Annotated in this window: 14 protein-coding genes; 4 read left to right on the top strand and 10 right to left on the bottom strand. The window is 64.7% G+C overall.

Annotation, left to right across the window (positions count from 1 at the left end):
• Window positions 1-297: 297 nt before the first annotated feature.
• The gene (locus CLV47_RS19115; RefSeq protein ID WP_238145524.1) at window positions 298-1,086 is read left to right on the top strand and encodes a M23 family metallopeptidase; all 789 of its coding nucleotides are present in this window, start codon (window positions 298-300) and stop codon (window positions 1,084-1,086) included.
• A gap of 229 nt (window positions 1,087-1,315) precedes the next feature.
• Here CLV47_RS19115 and pcrA read toward each other — a convergent pair whose 3' ends face one another.
• On the bottom strand, window positions 1,316-3,616 hold the full coding sequence (gene pcrA / locus CLV47_RS19110) for a DNA helicase PcrA (RefSeq protein ID WP_238145523.1): 2,301 nt from the start codon (window positions 3,614-3,616) through the stop codon (window positions 1,316-1,318).
• 152 nt (window positions 3,617-3,768) lie between these two features.
• Here pcrA and CLV47_RS19105 point away from each other — a divergent pair, with 152 nt between their 5' ends.
• Complete coding sequence (locus CLV47_RS19105) at window positions 3,769-4,938, top strand: hypothetical protein (protein WP_106350720.1); 1,170 nt, start codon at window positions 3,769-3,771, stop codon at window positions 4,936-4,938.
• 10 nt (window positions 4,939-4,948) lie between these two features.
• On the opposite strand, the gene guaA is transcribed toward CLV47_RS19105, so the two are convergent.
• The 4 genes from guaA to guaB form a co-directional block, all read right to left on the bottom strand.
• Entirely contained in the window at window positions 4,949-6,517 is a 1,569-nt protein-coding gene (gene guaA, locus CLV47_RS19100; protein ID WP_106350719.1) for a glutamine-hydrolyzing GMP synthase, read from the bottom strand.
• A 3-nt stretch (window positions 6,518-6,520) separates the two neighbouring features.
• Window positions 6,521-7,339, bottom strand: coding sequence for a tyrosine-protein phosphatase (locus CLV47_RS19095; protein ID WP_106350718.1), 819 nt, complete (start codon window positions 7,337-7,339; stop codon window positions 6,521-6,523).
• A 93-nt stretch (window positions 7,340-7,432) separates the two neighbouring features.
• Window positions 7,433-8,569, bottom strand: a complete 1,137-nt coding sequence (locus CLV47_RS19090) for a GuaB3 family IMP dehydrogenase-related protein (protein ID WP_106350717.1) — start codon at window positions 8,567-8,569, stop codon at window positions 7,433-7,435.
• A 58-nt stretch (window positions 8,570-8,627) separates the two neighbouring features.
• On the bottom strand, window positions 8,628-10,163 hold the full coding sequence (gene guaB / locus CLV47_RS19085) for an IMP dehydrogenase (protein WP_474863863.1): 1,536 nt from the start codon (window positions 10,161-10,163) through the stop codon (window positions 8,628-8,630).
• Window positions 10,164-10,410: 247 nt separating this feature from the next.
• On the opposite strand from guaB, the gene CLV47_RS19080 reads away from it, so the two are divergent.
• A complete protein-coding gene (locus CLV47_RS19080; protein ID WP_202862699.1) occupies window positions 10,411-10,842 on the top strand; it encodes a DUF5319 family protein in 432 nt (143 codons plus the stop codon).
• Here CLV47_RS19080 and CLV47_RS19075 read toward each other — a convergent pair.
• The 4 genes from CLV47_RS19075 to groES form a co-directional block, all read right to left on the bottom strand.
• Window positions 10,823-11,701, bottom strand: coding sequence for an acyl-CoA thioesterase (locus CLV47_RS19075; protein WP_106350716.1), 879 nt, complete (start codon window positions 11,699-11,701; stop codon window positions 10,823-10,825). The two genes, CLV47_RS19080 and CLV47_RS19075, sit on opposite strands and share 20 nt — an antisense overlap.
• 33 nt (window positions 11,702-11,734) lie before the next feature.
• A complete protein-coding gene (locus CLV47_RS19070; RefSeq protein ID WP_106350715.1) occupies window positions 11,735-13,558 on the bottom strand; it encodes a flavin-containing monooxygenase in 1,824 nt (607 codons plus the stop codon).
• Between the two features lie 102 nt (window positions 13,559-13,660).
• The gene (groL, locus tag CLV47_RS19065) at window positions 13,661-15,301 is read right to left on the bottom strand and encodes a chaperonin GroEL (RefSeq protein WP_106350714.1); all 1,641 of its coding nucleotides are present in this window, start codon (window positions 15,299-15,301) and stop codon (window positions 13,661-13,663) included.
• 88 nt (window positions 15,302-15,389) lie between these two features.
• Window positions 15,390-15,695 (bottom strand): co-chaperone GroES, encoded by a 306-nt coding sequence (gene groES / locus CLV47_RS19060; protein WP_106350713.1) that lies wholly within the window; start codon window positions 15,693-15,695, stop codon window positions 15,390-15,392.
• 186 nt (window positions 15,696-15,881) lie between these two features.
• Here groES and CLV47_RS19055 point away from each other — a divergent pair, with 186 nt between their 5' ends.
• A complete protein-coding gene (locus CLV47_RS19055; RefSeq protein ID WP_146135448.1) occupies window positions 15,882-17,090 on the top strand; it encodes a THUMP-like domain-containing protein in 1,209 nt (402 codons plus the stop codon).
• A gap of 228 nt (window positions 17,091-17,318) precedes the next feature.
• Here the strand turns inward: CLV47_RS19055 and CLV47_RS19050 are convergent.
• The coding region (locus tag CLV47_RS19050; protein ID WP_146135447.1) for an HNH endonuclease signature motif containing protein at window positions 17,319-17,654 on the bottom strand (336 nt) is incomplete at its 5' end.

Raw genomic sequence — 17,654 nt, 5'->3', positions numbered from 1 at the left:
GCGCTACTCACGGGTGTCGATCGTCACGTACATCCGGGGTATTTGGCGGTTACATGCCCCACACGGTGGTTGCGCGCAGGCAAACGAATAATTACGGTTGGATCTCGAACGCAAGACTTGGCGTCATAGTGCGCCGCGTGCTTGAGCCGTTCACGCCAGTAAACATCACATGGTTGCCGACGTGTGTCCCATGACGCACGTGTCTGGGTCGCTTCGTCCGGGGAAGGATGAGAGCGCCCGCGCTGCCGTGCGATGTTTTTCGTTGATGCCGTTTTTAGCGGCGTAAGGGGCTCCTGCGTGTCGCGACATCGACTCGACGAAGCACATTCCGCCAGCAGCAATAAACACGCAGCACCTGCAGACCCCGCGCCAGTGACCATGGCCGAGCGCGATGAAGACGCTCTCGACGGTGCGACCCGATCCCTCCCCTTCCACCGCACCACGGCGTGGCTCGCCGGGCTGGCGATTGGCGGCGTACTGCTGCTCGTGTTCGGGATCCACCCACCGGCCTCCACGACGTCCGCCGCCTCGGCGTACTCCTCGAGTGACGGCATCGGCGGCGAGTCCGGCGCCGGTCTCAGCGATGGCGGCACCGAAAACGCGGCCAGCGAGCTCAGCGCGGCCGAGGCGGCCAAGCGCCTCGACCAGTTGCGTACGTCGCGAACCGAACGTTTGGCGACCGGATCGGCCGCCTGGGTCAACCCGGTGCCGTCTGCGCGCTACACCAGCTGTTTCTGTGAGCGTTGGGGCACCATGCATGCCGGGATCGACCTCGCCGCACCGCTGGGTACGCCGATCGGCGCCGTCGGCGACGGTGTCGTGCTGAAGGCGGGGCCGGCCAGCGGATTCGGGCTGGCCATCTATATCTTGCACGAGAACGGCGATGTCACCGTCTACGGCCACATGTACGTCATGGACGTCAAGACCGGGGACATTGTGCACGCCGGGCAGCAGATAGCCGAAGTCGGCAGCAACGGGCAGTCGACCGGTCCGCACTTGCATCTCGAGGTGCACATCGGCGGGATTAGCGGCCAGAAGGTCGACCCGATTCCCTGGCTGGCCGCCCGCGGAATCATCATCTCGTAGCGCCCGCTCGTCCTAAGTAACGCTCGCCCGCGCGATCCGCGAGCCTGTCCCGCACCCGTCGGGCACCGATCGTACATTTGTGCTGTTTGGCAGCAAGATCTCGTCATCGGCGCTACGGAACGGCACATGTGTATGCAGTAGGCGGGCGGGACAAGTAACGTCGAGGGTTCAAACTCGGATCGCGGGGCAAATTTCCCGCGGATCGCGCCGGACCTTGCTATGGATTGCGTCAGAGCTTCTGCATCACGCCAGAGGCGTAGCGCAGCACCAGCCACTTCTTGCCCGAGGTCCCGAAGTCAACTTCGGCCTGCGCGTTATCGGCGTTGCCGCGGGTGCCGACCACTGTGCCGAGCCCGAACGAGTCATGAGTGACCCGGTCGCCGGCGGCGAGCGCCATGGGTGGACCGGCCTTCGCGCCGCCGCGCAGGCCACCTCGGCTCAGCCCGGACTCTATTCGCCGACCCACCGCGCGCTGCGCCGGCACGACGCTGCGGCCGTAGCCGTCACCGGACGACCGAATCGTGTCGGCTTGCTCCCACTCGACCAGTTCTGGCGGGATCTCGTCGAGGAACCGTGACGGCGGGTTGTAGCTGGGCTGACCCCACTGACCGCGTACGACGGCCCGCGACATGAACAGTCGCTGCCGCGCGCGGGTGATGCCGACGTATGCCAGCCGGCGTTCCTCTTCGAGCTCTTTGGTATCCGCGAGCGACCGCAGATGTGGAAACAGTCCGTCTTCCATGCCCGTCAGGAAGATCGTCGGAAACTCCAGTCCCTTCGCCGTGTGCAGCGTCATCAGGGTGACGACGCCGGCCGACTCGCCGTCGGCGTCCGGAATCTGGTCGGCGTCGGAGACCAGCGACACCCGTTCCAGGAAGTCGTCGAGAGTGCCGTCGGGATCCTGTTGAGAGAACTCGGCGGCCACCGCGACGAGCTCGTTGAGATTGTCCAGACGGCTCGCGTCCTGCGGGTCGTCGCTGTCCTCGAGCTCCGCGGCGTACGCGGTCCGGGTCAGCACCGACTCGAGTACGCCGGCCGGACCAGATTCATCTTGATCGGTGCGGATGCCGTCGATCAGGTCGTTGAACTCGCGGATCGCCTTGACCGACCGTGGGTTGATCGCCGGCGCCTCGTCGGCGCGCAGAAGCGCCTCGTTAAACGAGATGCGCTCCCTGCTGGCGAGCGCCTCGACGCATGCCTCGGCACGTGCCCCGATGCCACGCTTCGGAGTATTGAGGATGCGTCGTACGGCGACGACATCGTCCGGATTGCTGATGTACTTGAGGTAGGCCAACGCGTCGCGGACCTCTTTGCGCTCGTAGAAACGCACTCCCCCGACGACTTTGTAGGGCATCCCAACGCGGATGAACACTTCTTCGAATACCCGCGAGGAGTTGTTGGTGCGATAGAAGACCGCGATGTCCGACGGCACCGCTTCTTTGGCGTCGACCATCTCGTCGATCCGCTTCGCCACCCAGGCCGCCTCGTCGTGCTCGTTTTCCGCGACGTACCCCTCGATCCGGCGCCCTTCGCCGGCTTCAGTCCACAGCCGTTTGGGGCGGCGTTCTGCGTTCTTGGCGATGACGGCGTTGGCGGCGGTCAGGATCGTCTGGGTAGAACGATAGTTTTGCTCCAGCAATACCGTGCGCGCGTTGGGGTAGTCGCGTTCGAACTCCACGATGTTGCGGATCGTCGCACCCCGGAAGGCGTAGATCGACTGGTCCGAGTCGCCGACCACGCACAACTCCGCGGGCGGAATGTCGTGCGCACCGGATGAGTCCGCGTCACCGACCAACTCTTTAATCAGCATGTACTGCGCGTGGTTGGTGTCTTGGTATTCGTCGACCAAGATGTGCCGGAACCGCCGCCGATAATGCTCGGCAGTATCCGGGAAAGCCTGCAGCAGGTTGACCGTCGTCATGATCAGGTCGTCGAAGTCGAACGCGTTGGCCTCACGCAACCGACGCTGATAGAGCTCGTAGGCCTCGCCCTGCACCTTTTCGACCGAGTTGCTCGCGTTGGCGCGGAACGCCTCCTCATCGATCAGTTCGTTTTTCGCGTTGCTGACAACATTGCACAGGGTCCGCGGCGGGAACCGCTTGGTGTCGATGTCCAGGTCACGGGCGACCAACGTCATCAGCCGCTTGGAGTCGCCCTGGTCGTAGATCGTGAACGACGACTTCATGCCGATGGTCTTAGCTTCGGCGCGGAGGATGCGCACGCACGCCGCATGGAAAGTCAGCACCCACATGCTGCGCGCCCGGCCACCGGCCAGGGCGGCGACACGTTCCTTCATCTCGGCGGAGGCCTTGTTGGTGAAGGTAATTGCGAGGATCGCGCCGGGCGCGACCTTCCGTCGGTCCAGCAACCATGCAATTCGCCTGGTCAACACCCGCGTCTTGCCCGAACCGGCACCCGCGACGACCAGCAGCGGACTGCCTTCGTGCACCACGGCGGCACGCTGAGGCGGGTTGAGATCGCGCAGCAGAGCGTCGTCCGCGAGCGCGGGATCGAGAGTGGAATCAGGCATGGTTTCAGGCATCATCGCCACTTTACGGCCCACCACCGACACCGCCGAGCAGGCACCTTGGCGCGCTATGGAACGAGCACGCCATAGGGTACGTCGGTACCACGTGGGCGCTCACTGCTCACGCTTTTGACGCGATCGCATGGGAGAACGTGATGGCCCGCGGGCCCGACAACCGGGACGACCCTGACCTGCCGAACCTCCGTCGGTTCCGACTCGGATCGGACGGGTCCACGATGGCTCCGGTACCGGAGCCGATTCCCACCCGAGACGGCGATACCGAGGGCGACGTCGCGTCGGATGAGGCGCAGCCGGGCAGCAGTCCCGTCAACGACCCGTCCGCCGAGGACACGACCCTCCTCGACTTCGATGATGTTTCTGACGAGTTTGACGAGACCGACCTCGCGCAGACGCGAACCGCGCAGTTTCCAACAACCGCGCCGTCCCGGTCGCAGCCGGCAACTGGACCTGTCATTCCGCCGTCTCTTCCTATTGCATCGCCCAGGCCCACGACGGCGGGCGCCGATCGGGCGCCGAACACCAGCCCGATAGCGTCGAACCCCCGACCTGGAGGGCCTCCCGGACCCCACCAACGGCCAAGCACGAGCGCACCCGACGGGCCCGCCGAAGGGCGCAAGAAGAAGGCACTCTGGGCCGCCGGGATCGGCGCGCTCGTCATCCTGCTGGCCGCCTTCGTCCTCATCGCGAAACCATTCGGCGACGATCCCGTCCGCCAGGACGCGGACAACACCAGCAACCCAAGCAGCCGGCCGTCAAGCCGTACCAGCGATTCTGCCGAGGCCACTCCCACGGCACCCAACGGCGCAACTCCGGATCGGTTGCCGCCCAACACCGGCGGCCTCCCCGCGCCGGGAAGCCCGCGACCGGCCGACCCAGACAAATGGGCCACCAAAGTCTGCGGCGCGATCGCCGACTACCAGGAGACGAGCGCGGGCCTTGCACAGGACGTCGATAGCGTGGGCAACAGTGCGGTCGCAAAGGCCAAGCTGGTCACGATCGCGGAGAAGAGCAGTTCTGTGCTGACAGACCTGCGAGCCAACCTTTCGGACATCACCGACGGCGGGACCGCCAGCGACCTCACCAAGATTCAGGGCGCCGTGGCGGCCGCAGCCGACGACGCGGCCGCGAGCATCGATCCAACCAGCTCGGGCAACAAGGAACAGTCCGGCGGCACGTTCGGCGACAAAATTAAAGAAGCGCTAGAGCGGCCAACGTCAACGCTCAAGTCCGAGGTCGCCAAGCTGGACACGGCGCTCCACAAGACGATCAGTAGCGCCAAGGCCTGCGAACCGCTCGACCTCTAAGCCGCGAGCACTACTCCCACTCGATGGTGCCAGGCGGTTTACTGGTGATATCGAGGGTGACCCGATTGACCTCGCGTACCTCATTAGTGATCCGGTTGGAGACGCGCGCAAGCACGTCGTACGGCAACCTCGACCAGTCGGCCGTCATCGCGTCTTCGCTGGAGACCGGTCGCAATACGATCGGGTGACCATAAGTGCGCCCATCGCCCTGTACGCCGACCGAACGCACGTCAGCGAGCAGTACGACGGGGCACTGCCAAATCTCGCGATCCAGCCCGGCCGCGGTGAGCTCGTCTCGGACGATCTGATCTGCCGCACGCACGATCTCAAGCCGCTCGTGGGTGATCTCGCCGATAATCCGCAGCGCAAGACCAGGACCGGGGAACGGCTGACGCCAGACAAGCTGCTCAGGCAGCCCAAGCTCGATGCCGACGCGGCGTACCTCGTCCTTGAACAGCGCCCTCAGCGGCTCGATCAGCCCGAACTGCAGGTCGTCCGGGAGACCGCCTACGTTGTGGTGGCTCTTGATATTGGCGGCCCCTTCGCCGCCCCCGGACTCGACCACATCGGGGTACAGCGTGCCTTGGACGAGAAAATCGACCTCGCGTCCGGCGTCGGTCGCCTCATCCAAGACGTCACGAGCGGCACCCTCGAAGACCCGGATGAACTCGCGCCCGATGATCTTCCGTTTGAGCTCGGGGTCGGTGACGCCGGCGAGCGCATCCAGAAACCGCGCGCTCGCGTCGATTACCCGTAGCGAAGCTCCGGTGGACGATTCAAAGTCCCGCGTGACCTGCGCGACCTCGCCACGGCGCATCAGTCCGTGATCAACCAGCACGCAATGCAGCTGATCGCCGATCGCCCGCTGGACCAGCGCGGCGGCGACCGCGGAGTCCACGCCGCCCGACAGTGCACAAATGACGTGGCTGCCGCCGACCTGCGCCTTGATTGCGGCGACTTGCGTGTCTACGACGGCGTCCATCGTCCAGTCAGAACGCAGTAACGCCACGTCGTGCAGGAAACTCTGCAAGGCCTGTTGTCCATGCGCGGTGTGCATGACCTCGGGGTGGTATTGCACGCCGTACAGCTTGCGCTCGACATTCTCGAACGCGGCGACCGGAGCACCAGCGGTCTTCGCGGTCACCGAGAAACCGGCCGGGCACGCGGTCACGGCGTCACCATGCGACATCCAGACCTGCTGCGTGTCAGGCGTACCGGCAAACACCGCCGAATCGGGAGCCGTGACCTGAAGGTCGGTACGCCCGTACTCGGAGGTACCTGTATGTGCAACGGTGCCGCCAAGTACCTGCGCCATGACTTGGAAGCCATAGCAGATACCGAAGATAGGCAGGTCAAGCGTGAACAGGTCGGGGTCGAGACTCGGTGCGCCCTCGGCGTACACGCTCGACGGTCCACCCGAGATGATCAGTGCGCGCGCGCCACGCTTCTTGACGTCGGCCGCCGTAATCGTGTGCGGGACGATCTCGCTGTAGCAGCGAGCCTCGCGGACCCGCCGCGCGATGAGCTGCGCATATTGGGCGCCGCAATCGACGACGAGGACGAGTTCAGGTTCTTCCACGCGCTAGTTTCCTTCGGTGACGAGAACGGCAGCCAGTTTGTCGAGCTCGGTCTCGCTCATGCCGTGCTGGTGCAGAAACTCGCGGGCGCCGCCGTACTCCTTGTCGACCCAGTCCATCAGGGCCAGCATCGTCTCGGCACTTGTCATCTGGCGGCTGACATCTTGCGGATCGAGCTCGCCGTAGCCACCGAGCTCAGCGAGCCGCGCGACGATTTTCGGTACGGCGCTCGCTGAAGCGGCGTAGTCCGCGGCGATGATGTCGTTGTTGACGCCGGCCAGCGACTGCGCAAGTGCGACGACGACTCCGGTGCGATCCTTGCCCGCGGCGCAGTGCACGAGCACCGGCGTCGCGTCCGGACGGATCAGCTCGCGCAACGCAGAGACGAGCGCGGCACCGTCGTTGGTCTGAAAATAGCCCTTGTAGTACTCGTAGGTGATCTCCCAGACGGGCCGCTCCGGCTCGGCGTCGACGGCGGCACGCAGTCCCGGCGCCACCATCGAGTCGCTGCTCCTGACCGGGACGTTGATGTGTACGACGTCGTCCCTGCGCAGCGGCCCGATGCCGTGTTCGCGAGACTCGTCGGAGTAGCGCAGGTCGAGGATCGTCCGCACGCCGCGCTCGTCGAGCAGCACTTCGGCGTCCTTCTCGGTGAGCCGCTGAGGACTGTCCATCCGCAGCAGGACGTTGCGGCGTACCTCGCGACCGTCGACGGTGGGAAGCCCACCGGCGTCGCGAGCGTTGAACGCGCCCTCGAGCACGATGACGCGCTCGCTCACTCGGGAGATGTCGGGGGTCTGGCTGGAGGAAGTTTCGGCGTGCATCGCACTTCTTTCTAAGTAACGGAGCCCGTCACTGGAAGATCTGGGCTGACTACGACGGCTGGTGCGGACTAGACGGAGTGGTGCAGGTCAGAGTCAAGAAGAGTGCGCGACCGGTTCGGACATGGCTAGCTCGACGCGCTGAAATTCCTTGAGATCGCTATAACCACACTTGGCCATTCCTCGGCGTACGCCGCCGAAGAGGCTGTGCCGGCCATTCGCGACCAGCGCGTCGCCGGACAACAGCTGCTGCATGGGCAGCTGGGCCTCGGCCGCGTCCGGGTCGAACACACCGCGCGGCAGCTTTGGGTGGCTCGCGGCGAAATCCCACCACGCGCCCTTACCCGGCGCCTCGGTCGCGGTGGCAAGCGCCCGGCCGAGCATGACAGCGTCGGCGCCGCAGCCGAGCGCCCGCACGATGTCACCGCTGGTGTGCAGCTCGCCGTCGGCGATCACGTGGACGTATCGGCCACCGGTCTCGTCGAGGTAGTCACGGCGCGCCGCGGCAGCATCGATGATCGCTGTGGCCATTGGCGCCCGGATCCCGAGCACGTCGTCGGTGGTGGCCGAGCGGTCGATACCGAAGCCGACGATAATTCCGGCCGCTCCGGTGCGCATCAGGTGCAGCGCGGTTTGGTAGTTGTTGCAGCCGCCCACGACCACCGGCACGTCCAGATCGGCGATGAACTGCTTGAGGTTGAGCTCGCCGCCTCCCGTGCTCACATGCTCGGCCGAGACGATCGTGCCTTGAATGATCAGTATGTCGACGCCGGCTTTGAGGATCACCGGTGCGAGCAGTTCGGTGTGCTGCGGAGATACGCGCACCGCCACGGTGCCGCCAGCGTCGCGCAGCTGCCCGATGCGTTCGGTGATCAGCTCTTCGCGGACCGGTTCGGCGTACAGCTGCTGCAGTGCTGTCGTCGCGCGCTGCGGATCGGAGGCGAGCAACTTGTCGTACGCCGCGGCAGGATCGCTGTATCGAGTCCACAGGCCCTCGGCGTTGAGCGTGCCGAGCCCACCCGCGGCCCCGACCTCGGCTACCGACGCCGGGCTCATGGTCGCATCGCTGGGGTGCGCGACGAGCGGGATGTCGAACTTGAACGCGTCGAGTCGCCACGCGGTCGACACATCTTCCGCGTCGCGCGTGCGCCGCGTCGGTACGACGGATATGTCGGACAGGTGGTATCCGCGACGCGCTTCGCGTCCTATCCCGATCTGGACGTAGTCACGCATGTGGCTCCTTCTGTGGAACGTCAGGTCCGGTACATCATCGCCAAGCCGGTACGCCGAGCTAGCGGCGGCTGCCGTAGTTGGGCGCCTCGACCGTCATCTGGATGTCGTGCGGATGCGATTCTACGAGTCCCGCGGCGGTGATCTGGACGAGTCGGCCCCGCAGCTGCAATTCGGGGATCGTCTGCGTGCCGGCGTATCCCATGCCCGCGCGCAAGCCACCGACAAGTTGATGCGCGACCGCCGAGAGCAGCCCGCGGTAGGGCACCTGACCCTCGATCCCTTCGGGTACCAACTTGTCGTCGGACAGCACGTCGTCTTGGAAGTAGCGGTCCTTCGAGTACGAGCGCGCCTCGCCTCTGGACTGCATCGCGCCGAGCGAACCCATGCCGCGGTAGGCCTTGAACTGCTTGCCGTTGATGAAGATCAGGTCGCCGGGGCTTTCCTCGACTCCGGCAAGAAGGCTGCCGAGCATGACCGCGCTCGCGCCGGCCGCGATGGCCTTGGCGATGTCACCGGAGTACTGCAGTCCCCCGTCTCCGATCACCGGGATGCCGGCGGCGCGACCTGCTTGAGCGGCCTCGTGGATCGCGCTGATCTGCGGTACGCCGACTCCGGCGACGACGCGCGTCGTACAGATGGACCCTGGCCCGACGCCGACCTTTACCCCGTCGGCGCCCGCATCGATGATCGCCTGCGCGCCACGTTTTGTTGCGACATTGCCCCCGACGATGTCGACGCTCAGCTCTTTTTTGAGCAGCGCCACCATCTCGAGGACCGCCTTGGCGTGCCCGTGCGCCGTATCCACCATCAGGATGTCGGCGCCGGCCTCCACGAGCGTCATCGCGCGCTTGACCTGGTCTTGGCCGACACCAACCGCGGCCGCCGCAAGCAGCTGACCATTGCCGTCCTTCGATGCGTGTGGGTACTGCTCGCGCTTGATGAAGTCCTTGACAGTGATTAATCCGCGCAGCTTGCCCGCCGCGTCGACCAGCGGAAGCTTTTCGATCTTGTTTTGGTGAAGGAGCCGCAACGCCTCGTCGCCGTCGACACCCATGGGCGCGGTGACCAGGTTGTCCTTAGTCATCACATCGCGGACTTTGCGCCGCATGTCGCTTTCGAATCGCATGTCGCGGTTGGTCACGATGCCAATCAGTACGCCGGCATCGTCGACGACCGGCAGGCCGGAAATGCGGTAGCGGCCGCACAACTCATCCGCCTCGGCGAGCGTGTCGTCGGGGCTGCAGCTGACCGGGTCGCTGACCATTCCGGACTCGGAGCGTTTGACGAGCTCGACCTGCCGCGCCTGGTCCTCGATGGCAAGGTTGCGGTGCAGCACGCCCAGGCCGCCTTGGCGCGCCATCGCGATAGCCATCCGCGACTCGGTGACGGTGTCCATCGCCGAGGAGATCAGCGGGAGCTTGATGGAGATGTTGCGGGTGACCTGCGTCGTGGTGTCGACGTCGCTGGGCACGAAGTCCGAGGCGTCAGGTAGCAGCAGCACGTCGTCGAAGGTCAGGCCCGACGACACAAACTTGTCGGCGATGAATGGATCTACCTCGGACTCTGCGGAAAGATTCGACCGATCGCCGCTCACACATGCCTCCAGAACAGAGTTGATAACGATGCTTCTTATGCTACGTGCCAATGGGGGTGTGACCTGGCGCGCGGACCCACGCGCTTTGTGGCGCCGGTCCCACCGCCATCTCGAGGCGACGATGCCAGCGTTACCGTCGCGGTCGCTAGCGGGTAACGAACCCATTAGCGGCGACCGGATCGGCGCGGCTATCCACAACATCGCCCTCGCCACGTGACGTATCGGTATTAGTCGCTACCCTAGAGGTGTGCACAGAGATACCTACGGCCATGATTCATCCGGGCACGAACCGAACCGCCATGATCCTCTGTGGGACGGTGCCCCTCTCGACCCGTTCCTGGAGGACGGTTTCGACCCCGCTACCGCGCTCGACGCAGAGCCCCTACCCGAACCACTCGACGAGGAAGAAAAGCTTCTGATCCGCGAAGATCTCGTCCAGTTGGACGCCTTCCTGGAGCTACTTGCTCCACGCGGCATCAAGGGCATTGCAATCGATTGCGACGGCTGCCACGAGGTGCACTACTACGCGTGGGCGATCATGCGCGCCAACCTCGTCCATATGCTGCAGTACAACCAATCCCGCGTGCACGAGCCACCGTTCAGTCCCGATCCTGATGAGTTTGTCAGCTGGGACTACGCCCGGGGATACGCCGACGCGATCACCGATCAGCGGCCTTAGCCACAGCGGGTTGCTCGGCGCGCGGCTTCCGGGCCGGCATGCGCAGGAGTACCTCTTGATTGAGCGTCGCGAGTAGCGTGCCGTCTTCGGCACGGATCCGGCCATGGGCCATTCCGCGGCCCAGCGCGTTGCTCGTCGGTTCCGCTTCGACCAGCATCCACTGGTCCGCGCGGGGCGCGCGATGCCACCACAGAGCGTGATCGAGGCTCATCGCCGCCCACTCGTTGCCCGGGACCTGACTGTGCGGGTTGCGCGCGGCGCGGATGATGCCGAGATCACTGATCAGAAGCAGAGCAGCGTAGTGCAACGCCGGCGACTCACCGAGGTTGCTGTCCGCGCGAACCCAGTACGGATGCAGGCCCTCTCTAGGTTGGCCAGCGGTCCACGGCGCGACCGTACGTATCTCGTACGAGCCGACCGAGCCAAACCGCGCGTCACTCGGTATCGGGGACGCGTCGGCGATACGCGGCATCGTCGATTCGGCCCGGCTCGGCTGCCAGTCCTCCCCCGCTTCGCCGACATGAAACGACACCGTCGCCATCAACAGTTCGCGCCCCTGCTGGTGAATGACCACCCGCCGGGTGCTGAACGAGCCGCCATCTCTGATCCGCTGCACCTCGAAGGTCAGGTCAGTCCCGGCGACACCGGCGCGCAGGAAACTGGCGTGGATCGAGTTGGGCTGACGGTCCTGCTCGACGGTCCGGGCCGCGCTCATCAGTGCCTGAGCTAGAAGGTGGCCGCCGAAGATTCGGTCACCACCATGAATGACGGGCACGCTGAACCGGTCGACGCCAATCTGTTGTAGGTCCAGGATGCGCTGCAACGTCGGGGACATCGACACCTTCTTCCATGAGTTCACCGCAGGTTCGGTTCGGTGAACTCACTTTATCTATCAACGAAACGCGAGTCCCTCGAACCTCCCGTTGGTGCGCCAATCGGCGATGTAGTCGAAAAACGGCACCGGCCCGAGCGGGTAGCCGCCGCGGTCGAGTTTTTCCTTGCGACCCTCGGCCTGTCCTTCACTGTTGTAGTAGCCGGGCGTGCAGTCGGGGCCACCAACGATGCCCTTCGGCGCCTTCTCGATCGCCGCGACCCAGTCTGTCTCGGCTTCCGGCAGTACCTCGACCTGTCCGGCGCCGACGGACTGCGCGTGCGTGAGAATGGCGGCGATGGTGTGTCCGGTGTCGACGTAGTTGCTCGTGACGTTGGAGGCCAGACTAGAGCCCTGGAAGATGCCCACGACGAACATGTTGGGGAAGCCGTGCACGTGCATTCCCTGGAATGACTGCATTCCCTTGGCCCATTTGTCGGTAAGGGTCACTCCACCGCGACCGACGACCTCGAATGCAGAGCGGTGCGTGTAGTCGGTGTTGAACTCGAAGCCGGAGGCGTAGATCAGGACGTCGAGGTCGTAGTGCTTGTCGCCCACCCATGCCCCGGTCTCGTCGATCCGTTCGACCCCCTTGCCATCGGTGTCGACCAAGTGCACGTTGGGTCGGTTGAAGGTCGGCAGATATTCGTCATGGAAGCACGGACGCTTGCAGAACTGCCGATACCAGGCCTTCAGGCCTGCGGCCGTCTCGGGATCCTCGACGATTTCGTCGACCCGTCCACGGATCTCCTCCATCTTCTCGTCGTCACTGTCGTGGTACGCCGCCACGAAGTCGGCCGGCGTGATCGCGGACGGGTCAGGCGCATTGGCCATCATCCTGGCGAAGATGCGCTTCGTGATGTCCGTCCAGCCGTCATGCACAAGGTCTTCGTCGGCGACGCCCATCGTCTGCAACACCGCAAAGTTGCGCAGCCATTTCGACTGCCAGCCCGGCTCAAGTGCACTAAACCAGTCCGGGTCGATCTCGTGGTTACCGCGCACGCCGACCGCAGATGGCGTGCGCTGGAAGACATACAACTCCCCCGCGTCACGTCCGAGTGACGGCACGATCTGGATTCCCGTTGCCCCGGTGCCGACAATCCCGACCCGCTTCTCGGCGAGTTTCGTCATCGGCTCACCCGTCCAGTCACCGCCAGTGACCTCGTAGTCCCACCGCGCGGTGTGGAACGCGTCGCCCGCGAAGGACTCGATCCCTGGTACGCCAGGCAGTTTGGGCCGGTTCAGCGGGCCAGTACCCATCGCGACGTACGTCGCTGTCATCCGATCGCCACGATTGGTCTCGATCACCCAGTGCGACGCGTCGTCGTTCCACGTCATCGTGTGGATCTGGGTGGAGAAGACCGCGTGTGGATAAAGGTCATAATGCGTGGCGATGCGCAGGGCGTGACCCCAGATCTCCGGCGCGCGCACATACTTCATGGTCGGCATGTGGCCGGTCTCCTCGAGCAGTGGCAGATAGACCATGGCGGCCGTATCGCACATCGCGCCCGGGTAGCGGTTCCAGTACCACACGCCGCCGAAGTCGCCGCCGCTCTCAACGATCCGGAAGTCGTCGATGCCGGCTTCTTTCAGCCGCGCACACACCGACAGCCCCGCAAAACCGCCACCGACAAAGAGAAACTCGACGTGATCGGTCAACGCCTCGCGCTCGACCCACGGCGTGTACGGGTCCTCTTCGAGCACGGCGAACTGGCCGGTCGGTTCGACGTACTGGTTGATCCCATCGGGCCTGATCCGCTTGTCCCGCTCCTCGCGGTAGCGCTCGCGCAATGCGTCGCGCTGATCCTGGGTAAGGGTGACTGGTGCCTCATGAGTGTCGGCCATGCGCTTACTTTGGTTCACCTTGTGACCCGCGGTCAAGCAACGCAAAGGAAAAGGGCGGTCGCATCCAGGAATGGATGAGACCGCCCTTTCTACTCCGAAGAGTTAGAAGCCTGGGCCCGTGTTGTGCCCGTGGCCGTGTCCGTGGCCGTGACCGGCCTCTTCCTCGTCCTCTTCTGGCTTCTCAGAAATCGTGCCCTGGGTCGTCAGGATCATCGCCGCGACCGAGGCCGCGTTGGTGACGGCGGCCTTGGTGACCTTGACCGGGTCGACGACGCCCTGCTTGATCAGGTTGCCGTACTCGCCGGTGTCGGCATTCCAGCCGACGGTCGGCTTGCCATCGCGCACGTGCGCGACGATGACCGAACCCTCTTGGCCGGAGTTACGGGCGATCCAGTACAACGGTGCGGACATTGCGGTCCGCACAAGCCGTACGCCGGTAGCCTGATCGGCCGTGAGGCCCAGGTCCCCGTCAAGCACCTTGGAGGCGTGCACGAGCGCCGCGCCACCGCCCTGCACAATGCCTTCGTCCACCGCTGCGCGAGTCGCCGAGATCGCGTCTTCGATGCGAAGCTTCTTCTCCTTCATCTCAACCTCGGTCGCCGCACCGGCCTTGATGACCGCAACGCCGCCGGCGAGCTTCGCCAGCCGCTCCTGCAGCTTCTCCCGGTCCCAGTCGCTGTCGGTCGACTCGATCTCCGAGCGCAGTTGCGAAACGCGACCATCGATCGCCTTCTTGCCACCGGCGCCTTCGACGAGGGTCGTGTAGTCCTTGGTGACGACCGCGCGGCGTACCTTGCCGAGCAGGTCGAGGTCCGCGGACTCCAGGCTCAGGCCGATCTCCGGGGAGATCACCTGACCGCCAGTGACGATCGCAAGGTCTTCCATGAATGCCTTGCGGCGATCACCGAAGAACGGGGCCTTGACCGCGACGACGTTGAACGTCTTACGGATCGCGTTGACCACGAGCGTCGAGAGGGCCTCGCCGTCGACGTCTTCGGCGATGATAACCAGCGGCTTGCCGGCCTTCGCTACTTTCTCCAGCAGCGGCAGCAGTTCGTTGATCGCAGAGATCTTGCCCGGGTGCAGCAAGACGTAGGCGTCCTCGTGCACGGACTCCATAGCCTGGGTGTCGGTGACGAAGTACGGCGAGATGTAGCCCTTGTCGAACTGCATACCTTCGGTCAGCTCGAGCTCGGTGGTGAGCGTCGAACCTTCCTCGACCGTGATGACACCGTCGGCGCCGATCTTGTCCATCGCGTCGGCGATCAGATCACCAATAGTTTTATCCTGCGCGGAGATGGTGGCTACCTGCGCGACCGCGTCGCGGCCCTTGACGGGCGTGGCGTTCTTGGTCAGCTCTGCCTCAACAGCTTCGATGGCCGCCTCGATGCCCCGCTTGACATCCATGGGGTTGGCGCCTGCAGCGACGTTACGCAGACCCTCCTTCACCATCGCCTGGGCGAGGACGGTCGCAGACGTCGTGCCGTCACCGGCGATGTCGTTGGTCTTGATCGCCACCGACTTGACGAGCTGTGCTCCCATGTTTTCGAACGGGTCGGACAGGTCGATCTCGCGCGCGATCGTGACGCCGTCATTGGTGATGACCGGCGCGCCGAACTTCTTGTCCAGTACGACGTTGCGACCGCGCGGGCCGAGCGTGACGCGGACGGCGTCGGCGAGGCGGTTGACGCCACGTTCGAGACCGCGTCGCGCTTCCTCGTCAAAGTGAATAACTTTTGCCATTAACGATTACCTCTCTATACGCCAGCCGCCCCGCACCGTCACACGGTGAGGGGCGGCCAGAACAGAAAATGAGTTGTTATCGAGGGTGTTACTTCTCGACTACTGCGAGCAGGTCGCGCGCGGAGAGGACGAGGTACTCCTCGCCTGCATACTTGACCTCGGTGCCGCCGTACTTGGAGTAGATGACAACGTCACCGACGTTGACATCGAGCGGTACGCGGTTGCCGTTGTCGTCGATGCGGCCGGGGCCGACCGAGATAACGGTGCCCTCCTGGGGCTTTTCCTTAGCGGTGTCCGGGATAACAAGACCGGACGCAGTGGTGGTTTCCGCCTCGTTGGCCTGAACCACGACGCGGTCCTCGAGCGGCTTGATTGCCACCTTTGCCTTCGCCATGAATTAACCTCCCCCTTCTGGGGTTTCTCGTTTGGCTTGTGAATGCGCACATTGGAGTGCTGTGTACAGGTGTTGCCTACTGCTTAATGCTCTCTGGGCCGCCGTCGCGGGGGTCGACTCAAATCGCAATTAGCACTCTAACCCTGCGAGTGCTAGTTCCGCCACCTGGGGTCAGAGTTATGTCTCATGCCCGCACCACACGAACTAGGCCGTCTCACATCGGACGCAGGAGCGTTCGCGCTTGCTGCTGCAACCCGGATGATCGAGGACGGTCAGTCGGATCTTCAGATGTTGCAGTCGCTGCGTCGTACCGTCACCCAGGACACAGCCACCGCCGCGTTGCGTCAGGCTCAGCTACGGCGCCGGGCGGTCGCGAAGTTCGGCGATGACGCGGCCCAGATGTGGTTCCTACCAGACAGTCTCGAACAGGCGAGCCGGCCCGAGGTCTCCGCGCACCGGGTGGGCCGGCTCGTCGATGCCGGGGTGCGACGCATCGTCGATGCCGGGGCGGGAATCGGTGGCGACACAATCGCCTTCGCGCGCGCTGGGATCGACGTAACGGCGATCGAGTCCGATCCGGCCGTGAGCGAGGCACTGCGGCTCAACGTCGCGGCCCTGGGGCTCGGCGGGCTCGTCGAGGTCGTTCCAACCGCAGCGCGGGAGGCACTGCGGGGCGTCGATGCGCGAACAGTGCTGTTCTTCGACCCGGCTCGGCGTACCGATGGACGGCGCGTGTTCGATCCGCAGCTATGCAGTCCCCCGCTGTCCTGGATCACGTCGTTCACCAACCCGGTCGTCGCGAAGATGTCGCCAGGGCTGGACCACGACGCCGTACCGGACGGCTGGGAGGCCGAGTGGGTGTCCACCGCGACCGAGTCCGGTCGCTCGGTCGTCGAGGCGTGCCTGTGGTCGCCCCCGTTCGCCGCCGCGGAATGCCGCGCAACGGTAGTCGGACGCAACACGGTGGAGAGCATTGCCGGTCGGCCGGATGACGACCTGCCGGTTGGCGAGGTTTCCAGTTATGTCTACGAACCGGACGGTGCCGTCAATCAAGCTCACCTTGTGGGGCAGGTTGTCCGGGCGACTGGTGGCACATTGTTGCAGCCGAAGATCGCCTATGTGACGGGCGACTCGCCGCTGCCGAGCACGCTTGCCTCGACGTACCAGGTGCTCGAAGTGCTGAACTGGTCTAAACGTCGCGTCAAGGCCGCGATGCGCAACTATTCAGCTCGCGATCTCATCGTCAAGATGCGCGGCCTGCGACTTGACCCCGGCGCTGTACGCCGTGAATTGCTACCCGCGTTGCACGATCAAGCTGGAGAGCCGATCGTGCTTATCTTGTGTCGGCGTACGTCGGACACGATCGCGATCCTCGCCCGCCGCGTCGCGACCTGAACGTGCCCGTGGTGCGCCCCCATGACCGGTCTACTCGTCGCCGTGTACCTCATCGGACGTGGCATCGTCGAGCCCTTCTTGATCGACTACGCGCGCCCTGCCAGCTACGCCAACTCCTGGGCCGGTCCACATGTGGGCAGGTGTACTTGCCGTGCACAGCGGCCCCGGTCTTATCGCGCTCGTTGTACTGGTCTGGCACGTACACCTGCGCTGCAGTGAGTCTGCTACTTATTCGCGTCTGTTGTTGAGGGTGATGCGGTGATGCAGGACCGAGGTACGGGTCTGGTCGATCCACGCCGGCGGGCGCCAGTGCGGTAGTCCTCTGATCATGACTGATTCCCAGCCGCGGTCTTCGTATTCGCGGTGGTGATAGCCACACGCGAGAGTCAGGTCATCGATATCGGTCGGGCCGCCGTCTCGCCACGCGGTGACGTGGTGGATTTGGCACCATTCCGGTGGCACGTCGCATCCGGGGAAGGTGCAGCCGCCGTCCCGCGCGACCAGCGCGATGTATTGGCTCGCGGTCGCGAGCCGTTGCGCCCGGCCGAGGTAGAGCACGACACC

Source organism: Antricoccus suffuscus, assembly GCF_003003235.1.
Classification (GTDB): Bacteria; Actinomycetota; Actinomycetes; order Mycobacteriales; family Antricoccaceae; genus Antricoccus; species Antricoccus suffuscus.
Note: the sequence above shows the minus strand (reverse complement) of the source record. Positions and strands in the feature narration are given on the sequence as shown.

Bases quoted from the DNA above. Each gene is read 5' to 3' on its own strand.
- CLV47_RS19095 (WP_106350718.1), bottom strand. From the start codon at position 7,339: ATGCACGCCGAAACTTCCTCCAGCCAGACCCCCGACATCTCCCGAGTG.
- CLV47_RS19105 (WP_106350720.1), top strand. From the start codon at position 3,769: ATGGCCCGCGGGCCCGACAACCGGGACGACCCTGACCTGCCGAACCTC.
- CLV47_RS19090 (WP_106350717.1), bottom strand. From the start codon at position 8,569: ATGCGTGACTACGTCCAGATCGGGATAGGACGCGAAGCGCGTCGCGGA.
- pcrA (WP_238145523.1), bottom strand. From the start codon at position 3,616: ATGCCTGATTCCACTCTCGATCCCGCGCTCGCGGACGACGCTCTGCTG.
- CLV47_RS19070 (WP_106350715.1), bottom strand. From the start codon at position 13,558: ATGGCCGACACTCATGAGGCACCAGTCACCCTTACCCAGGATCAGCGC.
- groL (WP_106350714.1), bottom strand. From the start codon at position 15,301: ATGGCAAAAGTTATTCACTTTGACGAGGAAGCGCGACGCGGTCTCGAA.
- CLV47_RS19055 (WP_146135448.1), top strand. From the start codon at position 15,882: ATGCCCGCACCACACGAACTAGGCCGTCTCACATCGGACGCAGGAGCG.
- groES (WP_106350713.1), bottom strand. From the start codon at position 15,695: ATGGCGAAGGCAAAGGTGGCAATCAAGCCGCTCGAGGACCGCGTCGTG.